Genomic DNA, 25,231 nt, shown 5'->3' on the forward strand with positions numbered 1-25,231 from the left:
CCGCGCGGGCGGTGGTGGTTTACCTCGGCTGGCTAGCGGCCAGGACGAGGGTTCCGGGGGCGAAGACCGGCTCGTCCCCCTCGACCAGAAGGCACTCGCCGGGCCGTGCGCGATCGGCGCCGCAGGTTATCTCCCCTTCGATCGGCACCATCCACACAGGGCCTCCGTTCAGAAGCGCCATGATGGCAGCCGCATCGGTGCCCTTGGCGACAGCGAAGTGGCCGCTCGTCGCGAGGACCTGGCAATCAGGCCGGCTGTCGCCGGTCCGCAGGAAGAGGTCGTCGGTATAAGGCTCGGCCCGGGACACGGCCACGCCGTCGTCCAGATGAAGCTCGCGGGGCCGGCCATAGTCGTAGAGCCGGTAGGTGACGTCGGAGTTCTGCTGCACTTCGACCAGCGATACGCCCGCTCCGATCGCGTGGACCGTGCCTGCGGGGATGAGGAAGAAGTCGCCCGGCTGGACCGGCTTCCAGTCCATCATCGCCTCGATGCCGCCGTCGAGCGCCAGCGCGCGCAGCTGTTCGCCGTCCAGCGCCTCGCGCGTGCCGATCCCCAGCACGGCGCCGGGCTCCGCGGCGGTGACGTACCAGCATTCGGTCTTGCCGGTGGCGAGTCCGCGGTCCCGCGCCTGCTCGTCGTCGGGGTGGACCTGGATCGAGAGACGCTCGCTGGTGAAGAGCAGCTTGACCAGCAGCGGCATCGGCTCCGCATCGTCCCGGGTGAACCAGATCTCGCCGATCCGCGCGCCGGTGTCGTGACCGTCGATCGGAATCGGCAACGTGGTGCGGCCCCATGGCTTTTCGACGTGGCGCGCAACGAGCTTCATCTCAATTCCTCCCAGACTGCGATCGGCTGCGAGTCGCACCGGCTACGATAATGATCTTACGGGCAGGCCGGCCTAGCGGCACGGGTCGAATAATCCAAATGATTTGGGATATTTTGCTGTGCAACGGCCGCAGACCGGGTAAACGCTGGTCTCTGCGGGCCGGGCGGGTTACGTCGGGATCGGCTCCGCAGGGGAAACAAGAATGCGCTGGTCTCGCGCGGCCGGCCAAAAAGCGACGAGGAGTGCGCCCTTTGACGTCATCACAGCGATCGACCCTGGGGGCCTTCCTCGCGGTCACGACCCTGTTCTTCGCCTGGGGGTTCATCACCTCGTTGATCGATCCGCTAGTCGCGGCGGTGAAGGGCGTCTTCACGCTCACCGACGTCGAAGCGCAGTTGTCGGCCTCGGCCTTCTTCATCGCCTACGGGCTCGTCTCGCTTCCGGCGGCCGTGCTGCTCCATCGGCGGCAGGCGGGCGCATCGATCCTGATTGCGCTGGCGACGATGCTTGCCGGGTGCCTGGTGATGCTCGTCGCCACCAATGCCGGCAGCTACGCGATCGTGCTGCTCGGGCTGTTCGTCGTCGCAAGCGGGATCACGATCCTGCAGGTCGCCGCCAATCCGCTGGCGGCGGCGCTAGGCAATCCCAGGTACAGCCACTTCCGGCTGACGCTCAGCCAGAGCTTCAACAGCGTTGGCACTTTCATCGGGCCCTATCTGGGGGCGACGCTATTCCTCGAAGGCGTCCATGTCGAAGGCGGCGCCGCGGTGACCGAGGCGGCGCGGCGTAACGCGCTCGCGGGAATCGATTCGGCGTTCTTCTGGATCGCGGGGATGATCGCGGCGCTGTTCCTGTTCTTCTTCCTGCAGCGCCGGCGGGTCGACCGTGCCGTGCCCGCCGCTGCCGCGGACGTGTCCACGAGCGTCGGCGCCACGCTTCGCGAGACGATGAAGTCGCCGTGGGCGATCTTCGGCGCCATTGCGATCTTCCTCTACGTCGGGGCGGAAGTCGCGATCGGGACGCAGATGGCGATGTTCCTGAACTCGCCGGACGTGTGGGGGCGGTCGGACGCCCCGGCCGAGATCGGGGCCCTCGCCCGTTTCATGCAGCTCGACGGCACGCCCGGCGTATCGCTGCAGGAAGCCGGGCGTGCGGTCTCGCTCTACTGGGGCGGCGCGATGGTCGGCCGGCTGGTCGGCTCCGCCCTCCTCGCCCGCTTCAACGCCGGGTGGCTGCTCGCGATCTTCTCGACCGTTGCCGCGGCGGCCTGCGCCTACGTCGCGCTGGTCGGCGGGGTGCAGGCAGGCTTCGTGGCGCTCGGCATCGGGCTGTTCAACTCGATCATGTTCCCGACGATCTTCACGCTGACGCTCGAGCGCTCCAGCGCGAGCCAGGCGGCGACTTCGGGGCTGCTGTGCACCGCTATCGTCGGCGGCGCTTTCATTCCGGTCCTGACGGGCAGCGTCTCGCAGCTGGCGGGGTATTCCTTCTCCTTCAGCGTCCCGATGGTGTGTTATGGGCTGATCTGCATTTTCGCGGTCGCGGCCGTGCGGGCGAAGTCGTCCTCGCGGGCGCCGGCCGCGGCCGTGCCTCATTGACGCAGCCCGAGAAGAGGTTGGTGCGTGATATTTAACTGCATTTACAAGTGCTTGCGCGCTCGCGGAGGCCGGTGATGACCGAGGCTCCGCGTCCCCGCATCGGCCTTTCCGGCACCAATCTCGAGCGCGCGGCCGACCATAACCAGCGCGTCACGCTTCACGCGATCCGCGTCAACGGGCCGCTCACCCGGGTCGACCTGGCGAACATTACAGGCCTCACACATGCGACAATCGCGAACATCACCAAACGCCTCCTCGCCGAAGGACTGATCGAAGAAGCGGGGCGTCTACGCGGCGGACGCGGACAGCCGCCGGCCAAGCTGATCGTCAACCCCAACGCCTGCTACGCGCTGGGCGTCAACATCGACCGCGACCACGTGACTATCGTGGTGGTGAACTTCCTCGGTCAGACGATCGCGCGCGTTTCCCGCGAAGTGGAGTTCGCGCTGCCCGAGGAGGTCAGGTCCTTCTACGTCCGCTCGGTCGACAAGCTGCTCAAGCAGGCGAAAGTCGACGTGTCGCAGCTCGTGGGTGTGGGCATCGCCCGGCCCGACGATCTCGGCCTCGTCGATCTCCCGGGGCGCCCTGCCGCCTATGCCGAGTGGGAGAACATGGACGTGGCGAGCCTGTTCGCCGAACCGCTCAATCTTCCAGTGTTCGTCGAGAACGACGCGGCGGCGGCGGCAATGGGCGAACTTCAGCTCGGCCTCGGCCAGGGCTTCTCCAGCTTCTTCTACATCCTGATATCGTCCGCGCTCGGCGGCGGCCTGGTGGTCGACGGGGCCTACTTCCGCGGCGCCAACGGGCGCAGCGGGGAGATGGGGTTCCTGATGAGCGACGATGGCCGCGGCGGGCGCAGCCAGATCCAGAACTTCGTGTCACTTTCCGGCCTGTCCCGGCCGCTGGAGGCGGTCGGGTTCAGCATCGTCGACATGCTGCAGTCGCAAGGCCGGAACGACCGGATCGAGCCGATCGTCGATGCCTGGATCGAGGAAGCCGTCGAACGGCTGACCGAGCCGCTGACCGCGATCAACTGCCTGATCAATCCTGCCGCCGTGTTGATCGGTGGGCGCCTGCCCGGCCCCTATGTCGATCGCCTGGCCGACCGCCTGAGCGCCCTGCTGCGGCAGCGCGCGACCAACGCGCCGGTCATCGCACCGATCAAGCGGGCGATGCTGGCCGAGGATGCCCCGGCAGTCGGTGCCGCGATCCTGCCGTTCAGCCACTTCTTGCTACCCAAGCCGAACGCCCTCTGGAAAGCGCCGGCGCGCGTCTAGCTCCGGCACGCGCCCTTCCCATCCCGCCAGAAGTTGCGCCGCTCCCTCGAGTCCGGCGAGTCCAAGTCGTGCGAATCCGCGTCCAAATTCGGCACGACCATTTTATTTGACAAAATGATTTAATTAATCGAAAGTCGTTCGCACAGGCCGGGAACGGAGCAAATCCGTCCGGGCGAGGGCTTGCCGCAAGCCCTTGGGAGAGGGAGCACCAATGAGGAACGATCAAGCACGCCCTGCGATTCGCGCGCAGCAGCTCGGGAACTGGTCGCGGACCGTCGCGCTGCTCATGGCGAGCGCCGGCTTCGTCGTCGCGCCGATCGCTGCGCAGACGCACGACAGCGCGCAATCCGACAGTCAGCCCGTCGAGCTGGCCGATCCGCTGGTCGGCACAGCTCCGCTCGACGATGGCGATCTGATCGGTAACGCGCCGCCGCCGGGCGAGCCGCTCTATTCCGGACAGACTTCGCCCGGTGCGCGGCTGCCGCACAGCTCGGTCGAAGCATCTCCCGTCAACGTCAACCTCGAGCTCACCTATCCCAACGGCGTTCCGGCGCCCTACCACTATCCGAACCCGACGATGATCGCCTTCACCGGCGGCGGCGGCGCGACGTACGGCGGCAACGCCAAGCCGTTCATCATGCCGGTGGTCGGCGACTGGACGGTGCCGCCGGCCTACACCCCCTCGTACTACGACAAGGCGCGCGAGAAGGCCTCGCCGGGGTACTATTCGGTCTATCTCGACACCTTCCGCACCCAGGCGGAGCTGACCGCGACGCAGTGGACCAGCATGATGCGGTTCACCTTCCCCGAAACCGACCGGGCGAACGTGATCGTCAATCTACCGCGCGAAGGCGGCGAGGTCGAAATCGTGGACGACCGAACCGTGCGCGGCGTCTCGGCCGAGAAGCGGAGCAGCGCCGACGGGCCCTATTTCGTCGCCGAATTTTCCAAGCCCTTCGCCGCACTCGGCACGTTCCGCGCGAACCTGGAAGACAAGGGCTGGGGCATCGGCACCAAGGACGTCGAGCCGGGCCGGCGCGAGATTTCGGGCAACTATGCCGGCGCCTACGTTACGTTCGCTACCGATCGGGGCGAGCAGGTGCTGATGAAGATCGCGCACGGCAATAGCTATGCCGAGGCCGAGCAGCGCCTGCGCGAGGAAAATCCCGGCTGGGACTTCCAGCGCGTCCACGATTCCGCGCGCGCAGAATGGGCGGAGCTGCTGAACCGCGTGCAGGTCACCGGCGGCACGCCCCAGCAGCGCAAGCTGTTCTACTCGACGCTGTTCCAGTCCTTCGCCAGTCCGCGCCTGCTCGCGGAGAAGGGCGACACCTTCACCGCCCGCGACGGGGAAGTGAAGACCGCGACCTACGACCGCTACAGCCCGGTTCCGTTCTGGGATACCGGCCGCAACCAGATCGTGCTGCTCGAACTGATGGAGCCCGAGCTGGTGCAGGACGTCATGCGCTCCGAGCTCGACATGGCGCGCGAGCGCGGGTTCATGAACACCTCGTTCCACGGCGACAACGCGGTGTTCCTCTACCTCGGCGCGATGGAGCGGGGCATCCCGTTCGACTACGAGGCGGCCTACGAATACCTCCGCAAGAACGCGACCGACCCGAAAGGGCCGCGCGGCTATATGGACGAGTATCTGACCAAGGGCTGGATCTCCGACATCGTGCCCGAGGGTAATCCCAGCCCGCCCTACGCAGGCGGCAAGGCGGGCGCCGACAAGACGCTCGAATATGCCTGGGACGACCACGCGCTTGCTCTGATGGCCAGGCGCCTCGGCAAGACGGACGACTACCGCATGTTCCTGCAGCGTGCGGGCAACTACCGGAACGTCTTCGACAGCTCGATCGGCTTCATGCGCGGGCGGACCGAGGACGGCAACTGGATTGCCCCCTTCGATCCGGGCGAGCCCTACTACAACTTCATGATGAAGGAGGCGTCCGGCTGGTCGACGCTGTGGCTCGTGCCGCACGACGTGCAGGGGCTCATCGATCTGCTGGGCGGGCGCGAGGCGTTCAACGCGAAGCTCGATGAGTTCTTCGAGACGCCCTACAACCCGAAGGGCATCTGCCGCGACTGCACCGGCATGCTCGGCCAGTACGTGCAGGGCAATCAGCCCGACCAGCACGCCCCCTATCTCTACGCGTGGAGCGGGCAGCCCTGGAAGACCCAGAAGCTTGTCCGCGAGATTCTCGGCACGCTCTACGGCAGCGACGCCGCGGGCTACGGCTATCCCGGCATGGACGACCAGGGCGCGACCTCGTCGTGGTACGCGATGAGCGCGATGGGCTTCTACCCGGTCGATCCCTCCACGCCGCACTACATCATCGGCAGCCCCGTGTTCGACACCGTCAGCCTGAGTATGGGCAACGGCAAGGCGCTGGAGATCGTCGCCGAGAACAATTCGGCCGAGAACATCTACATCCAGTCGGCGACGCTGAACGGCCGCCCCTGGAACAAGCCGTGGTTCAGCCATGACGACGTCAAGGACGGCGCGAAGCTGGTGCTGACGATGGGTCCGCAGCCCAATCCGAGCTGGGGCAGCGCTCCCAATGCAGCGCCGCCTTCCATGTCGGAGCCGGCACGGTGAAGCGAACGATCGGAGCCCTCGGCATGCGGACACTCCTGGCATTGTTCTGTGCGATCGCGGCATTCGGCACCGCGCCGGCGCTGCAGGCGCAGGAGCCGGACGACGACAAGGTCTTCACCGGTGAGGTCATGACCAGTTGGGGGCGGGAGGTCACGCCCGAGAACGCCTGGCGCAGCTATCCGCGCCCGCAGCTCAAGCGCGATGCCTGGCTCAATCTCAACGGCCTGTGGGATTATGCGATCACTTCGCCCGACGTAATGCGGCCGGAGCGGATGGATGGGCAGATCCTCGTTCCGTTCGCGGTCGAATCGCGCCTCTCCGGCGTTGCGCGCCGGGTCGGGCCCGAGGACCGCATCTGGTACCGCCGCAGCTTCACCGTTCCCGCCGATTGGGCCGGCCAGAATGTTATGTTGAACTTCGGGGCGGTCGATTACGAAGCGCATGTCTGGGTGAACGGCGCGATGGTCGGCTCGCACACAGGCGGTTTCGACGCCTTCGGCCTCGACATCACTCCCTATCTCCGCAGCGGTGAGAACGAGCTGCTGATCCAGGTGGCCGATCCGACGAGCGCGGGCACGCAGCCGCGCGGCAAGCAGATTCTCGAACCCGCAGGCATCTGGTACACCGCGGTCAGCGGCATCTGGCAGACGGTCTGGCTCGAACCGGTGCCCAAGCTGCACATCGCCGACGTGCGTGCCACGCCCGACATTGACCGCGGCGTGATCGAAGTCGACGTGGCGCTGAGCGGATGGGCCGACGACACCGACGCGGTGCGCCTGACTGCGAGCGCGGGCGGGAAGACGATCGCTTCCACCGTCATCCGGGCCAATCGCCACGCGAGGCTCGAAATCCCGGACGCGCGGCTCTGGTCGCCCGAGGACCCGTTCCTTTACGACCTGACCGCCGAACTGGTCACCGTGCGCGATCCCTATGCCGGAATGGAAGACCGCAACCGCGTTGCCTACGACGCGCGCTTCACCGAACGCGAGCAGAACACCTATGCGGCGGCTCAAGTCGTCGGTGGGCCGCGCGACCGCGTCGAGACCTACTTCGGCATGCGCAAGATCTCGGTCGGCCCCGGCCCGGTGCACGGCCAGCCCGTGATCCTGCTCAACAACGAGCCGTACTTCCAGCATGGCACGCTCGATCAGGGCTGGTGGCCGGACGGGCTCTACACCCCGCCTTCGGAAGAGGCGATGGTGAGCGACCTGGTCTTCCTGAAGAAGGCCGGCTTCAACATGGTCCGCAAGCACATCAAGACCGAGCCTGCGCGCTATTATTACGACGCGGACCGTCTCGGCATGCTGGTCTGGCAGGACATGCCCTCGGGCGGCGGCGAGGACCAGTTCGTCACCGGCACCAGCAAAAGCCAGGCCGTGCTCTCGTCCGATACGATGGCGCAGCATCAGGACGAACTCACCCGCATGATCGGCGACTTCCGTGCTTTCCCGTCGATCGTCATGTGGGTCATCAACAATGAGGGCTGGGGCCAGTACGACTCCGAGACTCTGACCGAGCTGGTAAAGGGCATCGATCCGAGCCGGCTGGTCAATGCCGACAGCGGCTGGCTCGACGTTGCGCCTGAAGTGTCGGACGTGTTCGACATCCATACGTACGAAGACGAGCCGAGGACGCCCGAGCGCAAGAGCAACCGCGCGATCGTGCTTGGCGAATATGGCGGCATCGGCCTGCCGGTCGAAGGGCATCTCTGGCGCAAGAGCGAGCGCAACTGGGGCTACCAGACGGCTACCGACGAAGCTGACTACGTGGCCCGCTACCGCCGCAAGCTCGAGGCGGTGATCCGCCAGGCGAAGGAGCACGGCCTCAGCGCCGCGGTCTATACCCAGACCACGGACGTCGAGGACGAGATCAACGGCCTGCTCACCTACGACCGGGCACGGCCGAAGGCGCCGCCGGAAACCCTCGCGGAGATTGCCGCTCCGCTCTGGGAAGAAGGAGGCGACCCCTAGGGAGTGGCGCGCATTCGCCACAGACCAAAGCGAATGCGGCAGCTCTCGGCGAATTCTATTGGAAATTTGATTTTTTTATTCTGAGATGAGGTTTCGCGCCGACTCGCGAAGGCACAGCCGACGAAGCGCCGCGGAAGGAACAGGAAGGGGAGCCTCGAGCTCCAACAGTAGGGAGGAACGACCACATGAAGAACGGCCAGATTTCGCGGCGCTACGGCAACGGGCGGCTCGCACGGGAATTGATGCTATCCGCGAGCATGATCGTCGGCTTTGCCGGTACCGCACATGCCCAAACGGCGGATGCGACGGCGCAGGACCAGGATGCGGCGCAGCCCGCCGGCACCTCGGGCGAGATCATCGTCACGGGCTATCGTGAATCGATCGAGGAAAGCTTGCGCCAGAAGCGCACCGCCGAATCCTTCGTCGACGTCATCACGGCCGAAGACATCGGTAAGTTCCCCGACAAGAACGTCGCGGACGCGCTGCAGCGCGTGCCGGGTGTGGTGATCACCCGCGATGGTGGCGAAGGCAGCCGGGTCAGCATCCGCGGTCTTCAGCCGGGCCTCACACTGACCCTGCTCAACGGCAACTTCCTCGCCGGTGCCGACAGCGGCGATCCGCAGCGCTCGTTCAACTACGTGATGCTGCCGTCGAACTTCATCGCCAGCACCGAAGTCTACAAGTCGCCCGAAGCGCGGCTCGAGGAAGGCGGTGTCGGCGGCACGATCATTCTCAACACGCGGCGTCCGCTCGATCTCGATGCATGGTCGGGCTTTGCTTCGGTCGAGGGCACGTATTCCGACACAACCGAAAAATTCGAACCGCAGCTCGCCGCGCAGGTTTCGTGGAAGAACGATGCCGAGACGCTCGGTTTTCTCGTGGGCGGCGTCTACCAGGAGCGTTCCAACCGCGAGCTGCGCGGATATACCGAGACCTGGCGCTGGTGGAGCGATCGCGACGAGGATGGTAACATCATCACGCCGGCCACTGACGTCAACGGCGATCCCTTCGCGAACGACGACGCCATCTCCTATTGGCCAGGTGAAGGCGTGACCGCGCGCGACGGCACGCACTATTCCGGCTACTGGGCGCCGCAGTCGGTGAACACCGAAGTGTTCGACCAGAAGCGCGAGCGCTACGGCATCCAGGCGACCATGCAGGTGCGGCCGTTCGACAACGTCACCGTTACCTCCAACTACTTCCGCTTCGAGTACAGCAGCGACTTCGTCAGCAACGTGCTGAAGATCCCGGAGTGGGGCTACGGCAATTTCTTCACCGGTCCGACCTTCGACCCGAGCGGAACGATTTTCCAGTCCGCAGCGTTCGAAGTGCCGGCGGCCGGAACGGAATGCCTCGCCAACACGCCGCCATGCACGATGGAAACCCCGCAGCTTGCGGGCACCTACAGCCGCGAGAAGCAGGTCTCGAACACCTTCGAAACCGAGGTCGCTTACGAAGGCGATCGCTTCGAGGCGGTGGCGAAGTTCGGCAAGACCCGCGCTACTGGTGGACCGTCGATGCGCTTCGGCGTTGCGGCCAAGCCGCGTCTCACCATCACCGGCGCGGAGCAGAACGGCAACTTCTACAGCGCCTGGGATATGACGGGCGGCAATCTGAGCATGGAGTTCTCGCCTGAGCTGCAGGAGAACATCAAGAACGGCATCGCGCAGATCGATATCGGTTCGACCGGTTCGGGCTTCACCAACAGCGAGCTCGAACAGCGCTATGCGCAGCTCGACCTGACGCGTCACTTCGACAACTTCCTGAGCTCGATCCAGGTCGGCGCGAAGTGGCGGGAGCTGAACATCCAGCGCGAGACCGGCCGCAACGAATGGTATGCCGATCCGGCAACCGAGCTACGCTATCAGGACACGCCGGAAGGCGCGATCGCACGGCCTGAATACTTCTACGATCAGCCGATGGGCAATATCGTCGGCGGCTTCAATGCGAACCTGTTCCCAGGCATCGATTTCAACCGCTATCTCGACTACATCAATTCGACCTATGGCCCGTCGGTGCGCGTGCCGGAGCCGAACAACCTCTACAACATCACCGAACGCGTGTGGGCCGGTTACGTTCAGGCGAACTTCGAAAGCGGCGGCCTGCGCGGTAATATCGGCCTAAGGGTCGCAAACACCAAGCAGTCGGGCGTGACTTCGGACCGCCTCGAATATCTCAACGAATACTGCGTTGACGGCCCCGGCGGCGACTTCGATGAAGACAAGCCGGTTGGACCGGACGGCAACTGCCAGGTGATCCCGCTCGAGGAGCGGCGTGAGATCGTCAATACGCGGGTCGAGGAGTCGAAAAATTACACCGACTGGCTCCCTAGCCTGAACCTCGTCTACGAAGTCACCGACACGCTGCTGGTTCGCGGTGCGGTCGCCAAGGTGATCGCGCGCCCCTCGTTCGGTGATCTCGCCGGCTCGCGCTCACTCACTTATCGCTCGGCCGCATATGCCTTCGACCGGAACGAGTTCGGCGAGTTCGAGGGCTGGTCCGGCGGCGGCGGCAACGCCGACCTGAAGCCGTTCTCCGCCTGGCAGTACGATCTCGGTATCGAATGGTACTTCCAGCCCGGATCGGTTGTGGGCGCGACGCTGTTCCGCAAGGACGTGTCTGACTTCATCGTGCCGCTGGTCCTCGACGTCGAGCGCGAGGTTGCCGGCGAAACGGTGCTGATTCAGCCCTATTCGACGGTTGCGAACGGGTCGAACGCAGTCTCGCAGGGTGTCGAGCTCTACGCCCAGCACACTCTGCCCTTCGGCCTCGGTGCGCAGGTGAACTTCACCTACAACGACACCTCGGTTGCCGACATCACCCTCGACGGCGAGAAAGTCGGCGAATCCGCGCTGGTCGGTAGCTCGAAGACGCAGCTTAACGCCTCGGTCTTCTACGAAACCGATCGCCTCCTCCTGCGCGCATCGTACAACCGCCGGGGTGAAGTTGTCGGCGGGCTCGCCTCGGGCCTGAACGTCTACACCGATCCGTATGAGCAGATCGACCTCAACGCGTCGTACGAGCTGTTCGACAACCTGCTCCTCACCGCCGCGGTCATCAATTTGACCAAGTCGGAAGAGAGTCAGCACCTCGGTAACGACACCAACGATCGTTTCTACCGGAACAACTACTTCGGCCGGCGCGCCTACATCGGATTGTCCTACAACTTCTGAGGCAGGCGCCTGTCATTATCTCCCCCCTGGGTGGCTCCGGACGGAGCCACCCCCCTTTTTCGGGGTAAGGGAGAGCAGGGATTTTCACTACGTCGCCCGCGCGGATCAGCGGGCAAGGAGAGGGTCGTGACGCGCGGTTGGTTGAAGTCGGTTCTGGTTGCGGCAACGCTTGCCTGGGGCGCCGCCGCAGCGGCTGAGAACCCGGTGGTTCCCGGGTGGTATGCCGATCCCGAGATCCGGGTCTTTGGCGATCGCTACTGGATCTATCCGACATACTCGGATCATACCGAAACGCCCGACGTGTCGGAGCATTTCAGCGAGAAGCAGCAGGAACTGCGCAAGCAGCAGATGGTGCGCCCGTCCTACGCCATCCAGACCTTCTTCAACGCGTTCTCCTCGCCCGATCTCGTCAACTGGACCAAGCACCCGCATGTGCTCGACGTCGAGAACGTCGAGTGGGCGGCCTACGCGGTCTGGGCGCCCTCGGCGATCGAGAAGGACGGCAAGTACTACCTCTTCTTTGGCGCCAACGACATCCAGTCGGACGACCAGCTCGGCGGGATCGGCGTCGCGGTCAGCGATAGCCCTGCGGGTCCGTTCAAGGACGCGATCGGCAAACCGCTCATCGGCAAGTTCCACAACGGCGCGCAGCCGATCGACCAGTTCGTGTTCCGCGACAAGGACGGTCAGCACTATCTCTATTATGGAGGCTGGAAGCACTGCAACGTCGTGCGCCTGGGTGACGACCTGACCTCGATCGTGCCGTTCGAGGACGGCACGATGTTCAAGGAGATCACCCCTCCCGGCTATGTTGAGGGGTCGTTCATGGTCGAGCGAAACGGCATCTACTACCTGATGTGGTCCGAAGGCGGCTGGACCGGCCCGGACTACCGCGTCGCCTATGCCATGGGACCGAGCCCGACGGGGCCGTTCGAGCCCAAGGGCGTCATTCTCGAGCAGGACTTCAGCATCGCGCGCGGCGCAGGCCACCACTCGGTGGTCAACGTACCGGGGACCGATGAGTGGTATATCGCCTACCACCGCCGTCCGCTGGATACCGATCGGGGCGAGCACCGGCAGATCGCGATCGATCGCATGTATTTCAACGAGGACGGGACGATCCGTCCGGTCGTGATGACCAACGAGGGTGTCGACCCGCGGCCGTTCGCGGCTGCAGGTACGAACTAACGATGATGGGGAGGGAAACCTTGAGAAACAGCCTGAGCCGCACGCTGCGCGGCGCGACCACGATGCTGCTGGCAGTCAGCCTGTCGCTGCCGATGCCTGCGCTGGCCCAGAGCACGCAAAGCGCGGGCGAAGGCGAGGCGCTGGTCGATCTCGTCAACCCGCTGATGGGTACCGACAGCGAGTTCGCGCTGTCCTACGGCAACACCTATCCTGCCGTGGCGGTGCCGTGGGGCATGAACTTCTGGACCCCGGTCACTGGCGAGATGGGCAGCGGCTGGGGCTACACCTACGACGCGCACAAGATCAGCGGCATCAAGCAGACCCACCAGCCCAGCCCGTGGATGAACGACTATGCCGCGTTCGAGCTGATGGCGGTCACCGGCCCGGTCCGCATCAAGCAGGAAGAGCGCGCCTCGTGGTTCAGCCACATGGCCGAGGTGAGCAAGCCCTACAAATACCAGGTCTACCTCGCCGATCACGACGTGACGGCGGAGGTCGTGCCGACCAGCCGCGCCGCGCAGTTCCGCTTCACGTTCCCCGAAAGCGACGACGCGCACATCGTTCTCGATGCCTACAACGAAGGCTCGATGGTGACGATCGACCCCGAGCGCCGCCGCATCACCGGCTATGTCCGCAACAACAGCGGCGGCGTGCCGGACAACTTTCACAACTACTTCGTGCTCGAGTTCGACCGCGATTTCACCGTCACCCGGACCTGGGACGAGAACTTCCAGCTCCACGACGACCTCAAGAGCGAAGGTGGGCACGTCGGCGCGGTCGTCAGCTTCAAGACCGAGAAAGGCGATCAGGTCGGCGTCAAGGTCGCCTCGTCCTTCATCAGCCCCGAGCAGGCGCTGCTCAACCTCGAACGTGAAGTGGGCGGCGAGAGCTTCGATCAGACCGAGGCCGCGGCGCGTGCCGAGTGGGAGAAGGAACTCTCGCGCATCCGCGTGACCGATTCCGACATCGACAATCGCAAGACGTTCTACTCGGCGCTCTACCGCATGCTGCTGTTCCCGCGGCCGCTGCACGAGATCACTGCCGACGGGAAGACCGTCCACTACAGCCCCTACAACGGCAAGGTCGAGGACGGCTATCTCTACACCGACAACGGCTTCTGGGACACCTGGCGCGCAGTCTTCCCCTTCTTCGCGCTGATGTATCCCGACTTCGACAGCAAGGTGATGCAGGGGCTGGTCAACACTTACGAGGAATCGGGCTGGCTTCCCGAGTGGGCGAGCCCGGGGCACCGCAACGTGATGATCGGTTCTAACTCGGCGATCCTCATCGCCGACGCCTACCTCAACGGCGTGCGCGGCTTCGATGTCGAGAAGCTCTACGAGGCGATGGTCAAGAACGCGACCACGTCCGAGGGGCGCCCGCGCGACGACAGCGGCCGCGTGATCAATGCGGTCGGACGCGAAGGCGTCGAATACTACAACCGCCTTGGCTACGTGCCCTACGACGTGGGCATCAAGGAGAATGCCGCGCGCACGCTCGAATATGCGACGGCCGACTTCGCACTGTCGCGGCTCGCCGCGGCACTCGGGAAGACCGAGGATGCCCAGAAGTACGCCAGGCAGGCGCAGAACTACCGCAAACTCTACGACGCGGAGAGCGGCTGGATGCGCGGCCGCAATCAGGACGGAAGCTGGGCCACGCCGTTCAATCCGTACAAGTGGGGCGACGCGTTCACCGAAGGCAATGCGCTGCATTACAGCTGGTCGGTGATGCAGGACGTTCAGGGCCTGATCGACCTGATGGGCGGCGACCAGAAGTTCGTCGAGCGGCTCGATTCGATCTTCACCACGCCGCCGATCTTCGACGACAGCTACTACGGCCAGACGATCCACGAGATCCGCGAGATGCAGATCGTCGACATGGGCCAGTATGCGCACGGCAACCAGCCGATCCAGCACATGATCTATCTCTACAACTGGGCCGGCGCGCCGTGGAAGGGGCAGTACCATGTGCGCAACGTGCTGGAGAAGCTCTACTCGCACGGGCCGATCGGTTACCCGGGCGATGAGGACAACGGCCAGACGTCGGCCTGGTACGTCTTCTCCGCGCTCGGCTTCTATCCGGTGACGCCGGCCGTCGGCGAGTACGCGATCGGCAGCCCGCTGTTCGACCGGGTCGATCTGACCATGCCCAATGGCAAGGCGCTGACGATCGTCGCGGAAAACAACAGCGACGAGAACGTCTACATCCAGTCGGTGACGTTCAACGGTCAGCCGCACGAGGTGACCTGGCTCGACCGTGAAGCGCTGCAGCAGGGCGGCACGCTCACTTTCGTGATGGGACCCAAACCCAACAAGCAATGGGGCGCCGGCAAGGATGCCGCGCCCTTCTCGATGAGCGCGCCCGCCGGTCAGTGACCGCGGCGTACCGGAAATCAGTGGGAGAGACCGTGATGAACCTCAGCCGCCGCGACATGCTGTCGAGTGCAGGTGCCCTTGCCGTGGCGGCGACGCTGCCAGGGGCCGCCATGGCTGCCCAGCGAGGGGTGTCGCAGCGCCCCCCGAAGGCCAAACGCCGCTTCACCAGCAAAGCGGTCGAGGCCGAAATTGCGCGGGTGAAGGCGAAGATCGGCGACCCCGAGCTCGCCTGGCTGTTCGAGAACTGCTATCCCAACACGCTCGACACCACCGTCTTCCCGAGCGAAGTCGGCGGCAAGCCCGATACGTTCGTCATCACCGGCGACATCAATGCGATGTGGCTGCGCGACAGCTCTGCCCAGCTCCAGACCTACGTGCATCTGACCGGCAAGGACCCCGAGCTTCGCCGGCTGTTCCATGGCGCGATCCAGCGCCAGGCGCGCTGCATCCTGATCGATCCCTACGCCAACGCCTACACGCACGATCCGAACGCGAAGTCGAACCTGCCGGCGATCAACGATCTGACCGACATGAAGCCGGGTGTGGCCGAGCGGAAGTGGGAGATCGATTCGCTCTGCTATCCGATGCGCCTCGCGCACGGTTACTGGACGAACACGCGCGACAAAGCGCCGTTCGACGACGTCTGGGCGGAAGCGATGCGCACCGCGGTCGACACACTGCGCGTCCAGCAGCGCAAGGATGGCCCCGGCCCCTACCACTTCCAGCGGGTCGACAAGTCGCCGACCGAGACGCTGATGTTCGGCGGCTACGGCGCGCCGACGCGCAAGGTCGGGCTGATCCATTCGGGCTTCCGCCCGTCGGACGATGCGTGCCGCTTCCCCTTCCTGATCCCCTCCAACCTGTTCGCGGTCTCGGCACTCCGCATGCTGGCGTCCGTGCTGCGCGATACGCGTAACGATTCCGCCTTCGCGCGCGACTGCGAAGCGCTGGCGAGCGAGGTCGAGACGGCGCTCAACGCGCACGGCAAGATGTCCGACGGTAACGGCGGTGAGGTCTGGGCCTACGAGGTCGACGGCTACGGCAACGCGATCTTCATGGACGACGCCAACGTCCCCAGTCTATCGGCCTTGCCGCTGCTTGGCTCGGCCGAGCGCAACGATCCGCTCTATCGCCGTACCGCGAACCTCGCCTGGTCCGAGCGCAATCCCTATTTCTTCAGGGGCACGGCGGCCGAGGGGATCGGCGGCCCGCACATCGGCATGGACATGGTCTGGCCGATGTCGATCATCACCCGCGGCCTGCTGAGCGACGACGACGCGGAAATCCGCCAGTGCCTCAAGTGGCTGACGACCACGCATGGCGGCACCGGCTTCATGCACGAATCCTTCCACAAGGACGATCCGGCCAACTTCACGCGCAGCTGGTTCGCCTGGGCGAACGGCCTGTTCGGCGACCTGATCCTCGATCTGGAACGCCGGAAGCCCGCGCTGATCGCCGGCCGTATCTGACGGGGAGGGGGAACCATGCTGCGCACCAGCCGACGCCAACTGCTCGCCGGAACCGGTTTCACCGCTTTGGCGGGCCTCGCGCCGCGCACCGCCTGGGCGCAGGGCCCGAGCGCGGGCAAGGCGAACGTGTTCGTCGGCACCGGCGGACATGGTCATACGTTCCCCGGCGCCTCGCTGCCGTTCGGCATGGCGCAGCTCAGCCCCGATACCGATAACGCGCGGTGGGATGCCTGCTCGGGCTATCACGATACCGACGGCTCGATCATGGGCTTCTCCCACACGCATCTGTCGGGCACCGGCATCGGCGACATGCTCGACGTGCTGGTGGTGCCGACGCGCGGCAAGCTGGAGCTGACGCCGGGCAAGCTCGGCAGCCCCGACATGGGCTATCGCCAGCGCTTCACCGACGAATTCGCGGAGCCCGGCTACTACCGCGTGCGCCTCGAATCGGGCGTTCAGGCGGAGCTGACGGTCACCGAGCGGTGCGGCCTCCATCGCTACCGCTTCCCCAACGGGCCGGGCCATATCCTGATCGACTTCGCGCACATGATCCTCGACGATTGGGACACCGGCGCGCTGATCGAGCAGGCCTCGCTCCTGCTCCAGCCCGACGGGATGCTGACCGGCCACCGCCAGGTCAATCGCTGGGCCAAAGGGCGCCACATCCATTTCGCGATGGAGCTGTCGCGCAAGCCCGACCGGGTCCAGTTCTTCGACGACGGTGACAAGCCAGCGATGGAAGGCTCGACCGGCGTGCAGGGTAGGACCCTCAAGGTCGCGCTGTTCTTCGACGATGCCGGCGGCGATCCGATCCTGATCAAGACCGGCCTCTCCGGCGTTTCTGTCGAGGGTGCGAAAGCGGCGCTGGCGGCCGAGGTGCCCGGCTGGGACTTCGACGGCGCGAGCAAGGCCGCGCGCGCCGCGTGGGCCCGCGAGCTCAATTGCGTGCGCGTCAAAGGCGGCACCGAGGCACAGCGCACGATCATGGCGAGCGCGCTCTACCACGCCTTCCTCGCCCCGACCCTCTTCACCGACCGCGACGGCCGCTACATCGGCCTCGACGGAGAGGAGCATCAGGCGCCCGAGGGTGAGGCGGCCTTCAGCACCTATTCGCTGTGGGACACGTATCGCACGCTCCACCCGCTGCTGACGCTGGTGCAGCCGGAGCGCGCGGCAGTGTTCACCCGTGACCTGATCCGGCAGACCGAGCAGAGCCCCTACGGTCCTCCGGTCTGGCCGCTCCAGGGCGTCGAGACCGGCACGATGATCGGCTGGCACTCGGTGGTCACGCTCGCCGAAGCGAAAGTTAAGGGCATCGAGGCGGACTATGCCGCCGCCTGGCCCAACATCCGCAAGCGCGCCTTCGATCGCGAGTTCAAGGACAGCCCGAGCTCGCTCGGCCGCGGATACTACTACGACCTCAACTACATTCCTGCCGACAAGGTGTGGGAATCTGTCAGCCGTACGCAGGAATATGCCTACGACGACTGGGCCATGGTCGTTCTCGCCGAAGCGGCCGGCGCGCACGACGATGCCGAGGCGCTGCGCAAGCGCAGCCTCAACTACCGCAACGTGCTCGACGCCTCGATCGGCTTCGCGCGGCCCAGGTTCTCCGACGGGACCTGGTGGGCGCCTTACGATCCGGTCCAGATCGGCCACATGCCCGAGCCGTGGTGGCGCGACTATACCGAGGCGAACGGCTGGCAGGCCACGTTCCTCAACCAGCACGACATCTACGGCCAGATCGAGCTGTTCGGCGGCGACGCGGCGTTCGAGAAGAAGCTCGACGACCTGTTCAACGCACCCTCGACGCTGCCCGACAATGCGCCCCCCGACATCTCCGGGCTGGTCGGCCAGTATGCCCACGGCAACGAGCCCAACCACCACGTCGCCTATCTCTACGCCTACGCCGGCGCGCCGCATAAGACGCAGGCGATGGTCCGCCGGCTGCTGACCGAGATGTACAAGGCCGATCCCGACGGCGTGATCGGCAACGACGATTGCGGTCAGATGAGCGCCTGGTTCATCATGTCCGCGCTCGGCTTCTACCCGGTAGATCCGGTGAGCGCGGTCTACGTCTTCGGCTCCCCGCTGTTCGACGAGGCGGAGATGGACCTTGGCGGCGGCAGGACCCTGCGCGTGCGCGCGCCGGGCAATGGGCCGAACGCGCCTTACGTCCAGTCGGTCCGCTGGAACGGCAAGCCCTGGACCCGCAACTGGATCGACCATGCCGATCTCGCCAAGGGCGGCGAGCTGGTGTTCGAGATGGGCGCGCGGCCCTCGCGCTTCGGTACGGCCCTGGCGGATCGTCCGCCGTCCTTCGGGCGAGCGGCCGGAAATCCATCATGATTGGCGCGGCGTTCGCACGCGAGGCGCGGCTTCGTTCGGCGCATTCGCGCACCAGATCGATTGACAAGGAGAAACTGATGCACTTCGACGCTCCGGGGGCATGCGAATGAGCGCGAGGGACGACGGGCAGATACGACAGTTACCGTTCGCAGGCGTCGAGCTTGGGGGCACGAAATGCATCGCCACCCTGGCGCACGGCCCCGGCGCCGTGCTCGATCAGCGGACGATTCCCACCACGCATCCGGACGAGACCCTGCCAGCGATCGCGGGCATCCTGCACAAGTGGCGGCTCGACGGCGGATTTCGCGCCCTGGGCATCGCCTCCTTCGGACCGATCGAGCTGCGGCCTGCTTCCGAGCGGTACGGGCAGATCCTGAGGACCAACAAGCCGGGCTGGTCCGGCACCGACGTGCTGCACTGCCTGTCGGCATCCTTCGACGTGCCGACTGGGTTCGATACTGACGTCAACGGCGCCGCTCTCGCCGAAATCCGCTGGGGCTGTGCGCAGGGGCTCGACGACTTCGCCTATGTCACCGTCGGCACGGGCGTCGGCGTCGGGCTGATCGTGCACGGACGCCCGACGCGCGGCATCGGCCACAGCGAGATCGGGCACCTGCGTGTGCCCCGCACTCCGGGCGACACTCACCGCAGCGTGTGCCGTTTCCACGAGGACTGCGTCGAGGGTCTGGCATCGGGCACGGCCTTGAAGGCGCGCCTGGGCGAGCAGCGGGTCCGCGACATCGCTCCCGACGACCCGGTCTGGACCGCGATCGTCGATGCGCTGGCGGCGATGTGCCACGACCTCGTCTGCACGACCGGCCCGCACCGCATCGCGATCGGCGGCGGGGTCGTGTCGAGCCAGGCCCACTTGCTCGGCCGGATCGAGGCGCGGCTGGTCGACAGCGTGAACGGCTATATCGATCTGCCGGATTCGGGCGATTTCATCGTCCAGCCCGAACTGGGTGTCCTCGCCGGGCCGCTCGGCTCGATCGCCCTCGCGGCCAATGCGGCGGAGCTGGCGGGCGCCTGACCCGCGCTATTCCGCCGGCTGCGGAGCGCGCTCGCTACGCAGTTCTTTTACGGCCTCGCGCATGATCTGCGCGCCGCCCGAAAGACCCAGCGCTGCGAGCACCGCCGCCACGACCAGATCGGGCCAGGCGGTGCCGGTGCCGAACACACCGGCGGCCGCGGCCACCACGGCGATATTGCCGATCGCGTCGTTGCGCGAGCAGATCCAGACGGAGCGCATGTTCGCATCGCCCGTGCGGAAGCGGTAGAGCAGCAGAGCGACGCCGGTGTTGGCGAGCAGGGCCAGCACGCCGATCGCGCCCATTGTGCCGGCGTGGGGGTTCGCCCCGGCGATCGCGGCGTAGATGCTGCTGCCCAGCACCCACAGCCCCAGCACGATCAGCGTCGCTCCCTTGAACAGCGCTGCGCGGGACCGCCAGGCCAGCGCGAGACCGGCAACGGCCAGGCTGATCGCGTAGTTGGCCGCGTCGCCGAAGAAATCCAGTGCGTCGGCCATCAGCGCGCGCGAGTCCGCGGCCGCGCCGGCGACGATCTCCGCCCCGAACATCCCGAAGTTTACCGCGAGCGCGATCCACAACGCGCGCCGCCAGCGCGGATCGTTGTTTCCGCCGGTGCTCAAACACGAGCTGCTGCAGCACCCGCCTGCCATATGCCGTCTCCTGGACAATTTCCGAGTCGGCACCCCATATGCACCCTGTAGCAGCTACAGGGTCAAGGGCATGGGTCTCAAAATCGGCGAACTGGCCAAGGCGACCGGTACCAAAGTCGAAACGGTGCGATACTACGAACGGATCGGCCTGCTGCCCGAAGCGGAACGGACCAGCGGCAACTATCGCAGTTACGCGCCGGCGCATCTCGATCAGTTGAACTTCATTCGCCACGCGCGCCGGCTCGGCTTCGACATCGCCGACATCCGCTCGCTTCTCGACCTTGCGGGCCAGCCCGAGCGCGACTGCGCCGAGGTCGACCGGATCGCGTCCGGCCATCTGCGGGCCGTCGAAGACAAGATCGCCCGCCTGGCTCTGCTGCGGGAGGAACTGAACCGCATGATCGGCCAGTGCCGCGGCGGGTCGGTCGGCAATTGCCGCATCATCGAAACGCTCGCCGATCACGGCCTGTGCGAGAGCGATCACGGAGGCGGCTGATCGAGAGTCGGTCGTCACTCCACGAGGATGCGCGACGGCTGCTGAGCGAACTTAAGAGCGATGGCGCACCCGACAGGATTCGAACCTGTGACCTCTGCCTTCGGAGGGCAGCGCTCTATCCAGCTGAGCTACGGGTGCGTGAGCGAGCGCGGCGCTTAGCAAAGGGGACGGCGGCTTGCCAGACGAATTTGCCGGTCCGTCGGTGGCCGGACGCGGCATTAGCGATTTGGCAAGTGCGCGGGTGCTAGGCGGGCGGCATGAATGCGCCGTTTCCTCCCGATCAGGCCCAGCGCGAGCTGCGCGGCGAAGCGTCGCTGAGCGCGCAGTGGTCGGCCATGCTCGATGCGGGCGCGGCGGTCGCGATGCTGGCCGGGGTTTCGGCGGAAAAGCCTTGTGCGGCGCAGCGCGGCTTCGTCGCTGCCGTCCGGGACGCCGGCGGCTGGCGGCTCGAACTGGCGCGCGACGGCATGGCCGATCTCAGCGCAATGCTCCAGCCCGGCCTTTCCGCGCTGCTCGCCGTGAAGGCGCGCGGGCACGATGCGAGCGGCGCCGCGCTTACGTTGTGGGAGGAATACCGCGCCGCGCGCGACGCCTTGCTCGCGCTCGCGCCGGAAGCCGGGATCATGGGCCCCCGCCGCAGCGCCTGATCGGCATGCATCCGGCGCAAACGGGTTGACCGGGTTCGCCGTTTGTTCCAGTCGTAAGGCATGAGTCGCGTTCTCAACTCCCAGCCTGCCGCCGTCCCCATTGCCGCCAGCGCGACCGCTGCCGATGTCGCGCGCGGTATCTGCCGTCTGTTCGCGCGCAACGACGTCTGGTGCCTGACCGAGATGCCGCTGCGCAACGGCCGCCGGGCCGATCTGATGGGAATCGATCCGAAAGGGCGGATCGTGATCGTAGAGATCAAGGTCAGCCGCGCAGACCTGCTCGGCGACGGCAAGTGGCCCGACTATCTCGACTTCTGCGACCGTTTCTACTGGGGGCTGCCCGTAGGGCTCGACCGCGGCCCGCTTGAGGGTGCCGATTACCGGCCCGACTGCTGCGGGGTGATCGTCGCTGACGGCTACGACGCGGAGATCGTCCGGCCAGCGCCCTCGCACCCGCTCGCCGCTGCGCGGCGCAAGGTCGAGATGGAGCGGCTCGCGCGCGCCGCGCTCAGGCGGAATCTCGTCGGCCTCGACCCCGAATGCATGCCCTGGGGCACGCAGGCCTAGCGCGCTACGAGTCTTCGGGACCCCGGAGACGGAACTCCTCGACCGGCTCGCCGCCGATCAGGTGCTGCTGGATGATCCGCTCGAGCACCGGCTCGCTGCACGAATGATACCAGACCCGGTCGGGCCAGACGAGCGCGATGGGGCCGGCCTCGCAGATCTGCAGGCAATCGGCCTTGGTCCGCTGCACGCCGCCCGAGCCGTCCGCGCGCCTGGGCCCGGCGAGGCCCAGCTCCTTCAGCCGCTTCTTGAGATACTTCCAGGCCCGCCCGCCTTCCTCGCGCCGGCAGCACTTCTGCTTCTCCGACAGCGCGCAGAGGAAGATGTGGCGCTCGACCGTCTCGCCGCCGATCTTGGCGAGCGCCGCCCGCGCCTTGGCGAGATCCTTCGCCCCGCTCATTCCTTCCCGAGCCAGCGATCGAGCCAGGCGAAAACCGTCTCATGCCACTGGAGCGAATTCTTCGCGCCCAGCACCCAGTGGTTCTCCTCCGGGAAGACGAGCAGCTGCGCCGGCACGTCCTGCTGTTGCAAGGCGGTGAAGGCGCCCAGCGCCTGGGTGTAGGGCACGCGGAAGTCCTTCTGTCCGGTCACCACCAGCATCGGCGTCTTCCAGTTGCCGACGTGGTGGACCGGGTTCCACTTCTCGTAGAGCTCGGGGTTCTCGGCATAGGAGCCGCCGAAGTCCCAGCGGGGAAACCACAGTTCCTCGGTTGCATAGTAGAAACTGCGCATGTCGAACAGGCCGTCGTGCTGCACCAGGCAGTCGAACCGGTCGGGCCAGCGGCCGGCGATCCAGTTCATCATGTACCCGCCGTAGCTGGCGCCCATGGCGCAGGCGCGCGTGCCGTCGATCTGCGGATCCAGCGTGAGCGCGGCGGCGAGACCCTTCTGCAGGTCCTCGAGCGGCTTGCCGCCCCAGTCGCGGTTGATGGCGTCGGTGAAGGCCTGGCCGTAGCCGGTCGAGCCGTGGAAATCGATCGAGATCACCGCATAGCCCTGGCTGGCCACGACCCGGGGGTTCCAGCGCGAGGACCACGCATCGTTGAACGAGCCTTGCGGCCCGCCGTGAACGTAGAGGATCGCGGGCATGGCGCCCTCGTGCCCGTCGAGCTTGGTGATCTGGCCCCACACCGTATCGCCGCCGGCGCCGGTGAAGCTGAAGCGGCGGGTGACGATCGGCGCGAGCCGGCCGAGATGGCGCCCGGCCACTTCGGTCAGCGGCGCGGCCTGCTGCCAGCCTTGCGACAGGAACAGCTCGGGCGGGGCGCCGATCGAATCGCGGGTGAACAGCAGGCGCTCGCCGGCGAGCGGCACGACATTGCCGATGTGCGCCTCGTTACCCGCCATCAGGTCGAGTTCCTCGACCTTGCCACTCGCCGGGTCGATGCGGAAGGCGGGCGTGTCGAGCACGTCCTGCGCGGTGGCGACGATCCAGCGCGAATCGGGCGTCCAGGCGAGCAAGCCGAACGAACGGTCGAAGCTTTCGGTCAGCGCGCGGGTTTCCCCCGTCGCGAGATTCCGCAAGTGGATCACCAGCCTGTCGGCCTCGTAACCGGGGCGCGCCATCGCGGTGTAGGCGAGCCACTTGCCGTCGGGCGACGGCGTCGGCAGCGTGTCGGTCGCGGCGTTGGCCTGGGTGAGGTTGACCGGCGCACCGCCCGTCAGATCGTTCCACCAGATGTCGATGTTGGTCGAGGTCGGTTCGTCCGCGTTCGATCGCCGCGCGGCGAAGAACACGCCCGAGCCGTCGGGCGCCCAGGCGATTTCCTCCCCGCCGCCGAACGGCTTGGTCGGCGTGTCGCCCACGAGCGCACCTTCTCCGGACGGGCCGTCAAGTGGAACGCCGGCGCCGGCGGCCTTCCCGTCGACGAGGTCGAAGGCGAACACGCGGCCGAAAGTGCCGGGCGTTTCCCAGGTATCCCAGTGACGGACGAAGCCGTCTTCCGCATTGTAGAGGAGGCCGTTGCCCGGCCCGGGAAGATGCGCGGTGCCGTCGCCCTCGCAGCCGAAGGTCGGGCAGTCGCGTGCCACGTCGCCGAACAGGGCGATCCTGCGGCCGTCGGGCGAGACCTTGAATCCCGCGACATCGGCGGCGACATCGGTCACCTGAGCGGGGCTCCCCGCGATGCCGTTCGCGTCCAGCGCAGCACGCCACACCTGGCTCGTGCCGCCCGCACCGCGGTCGGACAGGAAGTAAAGCGCGCCGTCGGGCCCGAAGGCCGGACTGTTCGCGCTGCCGCCGAGATCGAGCGCGACCGCCTTCGCCTGGGGCGCAGCGAGATCGCGCAGATAGAGCGCGGTCGTCCGGGCATAGCTCTCGGGATCGGTCGTCGTGACGGAATAGATCGCGAAGCGGCCGTCGGCCGACGCGACCGGGGCGCCGAGGCGCGGCATGGTCACCAGGTCTTGCGCCGTCATCGGCGCGTCGTCCTGGGCAAGGGAAGGCGCGGCGGAGGCCAGCGCGGCGAGCGAGATTGCGAAACCCGTTCTTCTGATCATGCGCCACGGCCTAGCGGCTCGGCGAGCATCGGGGAAGCGGTTTAGGCCGCGCGTCAGCCGCGCTTGCCGGCAATCCGGGCGATTTCCGCCTTCACCAGCCGTTCGACCATTTCGGGCAGGTTCCGATCCAGCCATTCGGCCAGCATCGGGCGCAGCATGTCGCGCACCAATCCCTCGAGCGAGGTCTCGCCGGAGCGGACGATCTGCGGCGGCACGCCCGGCTCCGCCAGCATGGCGAGGGCGGCCAAGTTGTCGCGCAGCGAATCGCGCACGGCGTCGGTCGTCAGCGGCGAGCCATCGTCGTCCGCCTGTTCGACGAATTCGGCCGCGCCGAGATCGAGGACCTCTTCCGTGCCGGCGTCGCTCGCGGCGCCGTGGCCCGTCACGCCGTCTTCCTCGCGCCGCCGGCGCGTTTCGGTCGCGATCGTGCGATTGTCGCGCGCGATCACCTTCTTGATCGATTCGAGGATCTCCTCGACGGACGCTTCGCCCTGCTGACGCATGTTGCCGAGTACCC

At 66.3% G+C, this 25,231-nt stretch carries 18 protein-coding genes and 1 tRNA gene; 13 read left to right on the forward strand and 6 right to left on the reverse strand.

The features are described from left to right. Window positions 1-19: 19 nt before the first annotated feature. Complete coding sequence (locus tag JNO53_RS04280) at window positions 20-826, reverse strand: type I phosphomannose isomerase catalytic subunit (RefSeq protein WP_203108039.1); 807 nt, start codon at window positions 824-826, stop codon at window positions 20-22. 242 nt (window positions 827-1,068) lie between these two features. Between JNO53_RS04280 and JNO53_RS04285 the strand changes: the two genes are divergently transcribed. The 10 genes from JNO53_RS04285 to JNO53_RS04330 all read left to right on the forward strand — a co-directional run bounded on the left by JNO53_RS04285 (window position 1,069) and on the right by JNO53_RS04330 (window position 19,860). Then, a complete protein-coding gene (locus JNO53_RS04285) occupies window positions 1,069-2,424 on the forward strand; it encodes an MFS transporter (protein ID WP_443111157.1) in 1,356 nt (451 codons plus the stop codon). Between the two features lie 74 nt (window positions 2,425-2,498). Then, window positions 2,499-3,701 carry an ROK family transcriptional regulator gene (locus JNO53_RS04290; protein WP_203108043.1) on the forward strand — a complete coding sequence of 401 codons (1,203 nt, stop codon included), beginning with the start codon at window positions 2,499-2,501 and terminating at the stop codon, window positions 3,699-3,701. A gap of 211 nt (window positions 3,702-3,912) precedes the next feature. Next, window positions 3,913-6,303, forward strand: coding sequence for a GH92 family glycosyl hydrolase (locus JNO53_RS04295; protein WP_203108045.1), 2,391 nt, complete (start codon window positions 3,913-3,915; stop codon window positions 6,301-6,303). 23 nt (window positions 6,304-6,326) lie between these two features. After that, window positions 6,327-8,273, forward strand: a complete 1,947-nt coding sequence (locus JNO53_RS04300) for a glycoside hydrolase family 2 protein (protein ID WP_203108047.1) — start codon at window positions 6,327-6,329, stop codon at window positions 8,271-8,273. A gap of 185 nt (window positions 8,274-8,458) precedes the next feature. After that, window positions 8,459-11,446 (forward strand): TonB-dependent receptor, encoded by a 2,988-nt coding sequence (locus JNO53_RS04305; protein ID WP_203108049.1) that lies wholly within the window; start codon window positions 8,459-8,461, stop codon window positions 11,444-11,446. 126 nt (window positions 11,447-11,572) lie between these two features. Further along, entirely contained in the window at window positions 11,573-12,634 is a 1,062-nt protein-coding gene (locus JNO53_RS04310) for a glycoside hydrolase family 43 protein (protein ID WP_338015299.1), read from the forward strand. A 62-nt stretch (window positions 12,635-12,696) separates the two neighbouring features. Next, on the forward strand, window positions 12,697-15,012 hold the full coding sequence (locus JNO53_RS04315; protein WP_443111162.1) for a GH92 family glycosyl hydrolase: 2,316 nt from the start codon (window positions 12,697-12,699) through the stop codon (window positions 15,010-15,012). Between the two features lie 35 nt (window positions 15,013-15,047). Beyond that, window positions 15,048-16,481, forward strand: coding sequence for a glycoside hydrolase family 125 protein (locus JNO53_RS04320; protein WP_203108053.1), 1,434 nt, complete (start codon window positions 15,048-15,050; stop codon window positions 16,479-16,481). Between the two features lie 15 nt (window positions 16,482-16,496). Continuing rightward, entirely contained in the window at window positions 16,497-18,830 is a 2,334-nt protein-coding gene (locus tag JNO53_RS04325; RefSeq protein ID WP_203108055.1) for a GH92 family glycosyl hydrolase, read from the forward strand. Between the two features lie 106 nt (window positions 18,831-18,936). Then, entirely contained in the window at window positions 18,937-19,860 is a 924-nt protein-coding gene (locus tag JNO53_RS04330; protein ID WP_203108057.1) for an ROK family protein, read from the forward strand. A gap of 6 nt (window positions 19,861-19,866) precedes the next feature. Here JNO53_RS04330 and JNO53_RS04335 read toward each other — a convergent pair whose 3' ends face one another. Further along, window positions 19,867-20,508 (reverse strand): cation transporter, encoded by a 642-nt coding sequence (locus JNO53_RS04335; protein ID WP_203108059.1) that lies wholly within the window; start codon window positions 20,506-20,508, stop codon window positions 19,867-19,869. Between the two features lie 70 nt (window positions 20,509-20,578). Here JNO53_RS04335 and JNO53_RS04340 point away from each other — a divergent pair, with 70 nt between their 5' ends. Then, on the forward strand, window positions 20,579-21,004 hold the full coding sequence (locus tag JNO53_RS04340; protein WP_203108061.1) for a MerR family transcriptional regulator: 426 nt from the start codon (window positions 20,579-20,581) through the stop codon (window positions 21,002-21,004). Between the two features lie 61 nt (window positions 21,005-21,065). On the opposite strand, the gene JNO53_RS04345 is transcribed toward JNO53_RS04340, so the two are convergent. Then, window positions 21,066-21,142 (reverse strand) — tRNA-Arg (locus JNO53_RS04345). 119 nt (window positions 21,143-21,261) lie between these two features. Between JNO53_RS04345 and JNO53_RS04350 the strand changes: the two genes are divergently transcribed. Further along, entirely contained in the window at window positions 21,262-21,651 is a 390-nt protein-coding gene (locus JNO53_RS04350; protein WP_203108063.1) for a hypothetical protein, read from the forward strand. A gap of 60 nt (window positions 21,652-21,711) precedes the next feature. Continuing rightward, complete coding sequence (locus JNO53_RS04355) at window positions 21,712-22,218, forward strand: MmcB family DNA repair protein (protein WP_203108065.1); 507 nt, start codon at window positions 21,712-21,714, stop codon at window positions 22,216-22,218. Window positions 22,219-22,222: 4 nt separating this feature from the next. Here JNO53_RS04355 and JNO53_RS04360 read toward each other — a convergent pair whose 3' ends face one another. The 3 genes from JNO53_RS04360 to JNO53_RS04370 are packed head-to-tail and all read right to left on the reverse strand — an operon-like array spanning window position 22,223 to window position 25,217. Beyond that, window positions 22,223-22,615, reverse strand: a complete 393-nt coding sequence (locus JNO53_RS04360) for a (2Fe-2S) ferredoxin domain-containing protein (protein ID WP_203108067.1) — start codon at window positions 22,613-22,615, stop codon at window positions 22,223-22,225. Further along, window positions 22,612-24,714 (reverse strand): S9 family peptidase, encoded by a 2,103-nt coding sequence (locus JNO53_RS04365; RefSeq protein ID WP_238401644.1) that lies wholly within the window; start codon window positions 24,712-24,714, stop codon window positions 22,612-22,614. The genes JNO53_RS04360 and JNO53_RS04365 overlap by 4 nt, the downstream gene beginning before the upstream one ends. Window positions 24,715-24,767: 53 nt before the next feature. Next, on the reverse strand, window positions 24,768-25,217 hold the full coding sequence (locus JNO53_RS04370; protein WP_203108070.1) for a DUF2497 domain-containing protein: 450 nt from the start codon (window positions 25,215-25,217) through the stop codon (window positions 24,768-24,770). Window positions 25,218-25,231: the final 14 nt, after the last annotated feature.

Origin of the sequence: Altererythrobacter sp. C41 (assembly GCF_016803135.1) — a bacterium.
Lineage (GTDB): Bacteria > Pseudomonadota > Alphaproteobacteria > Sphingomonadales > Sphingomonadaceae > Pelagerythrobacter.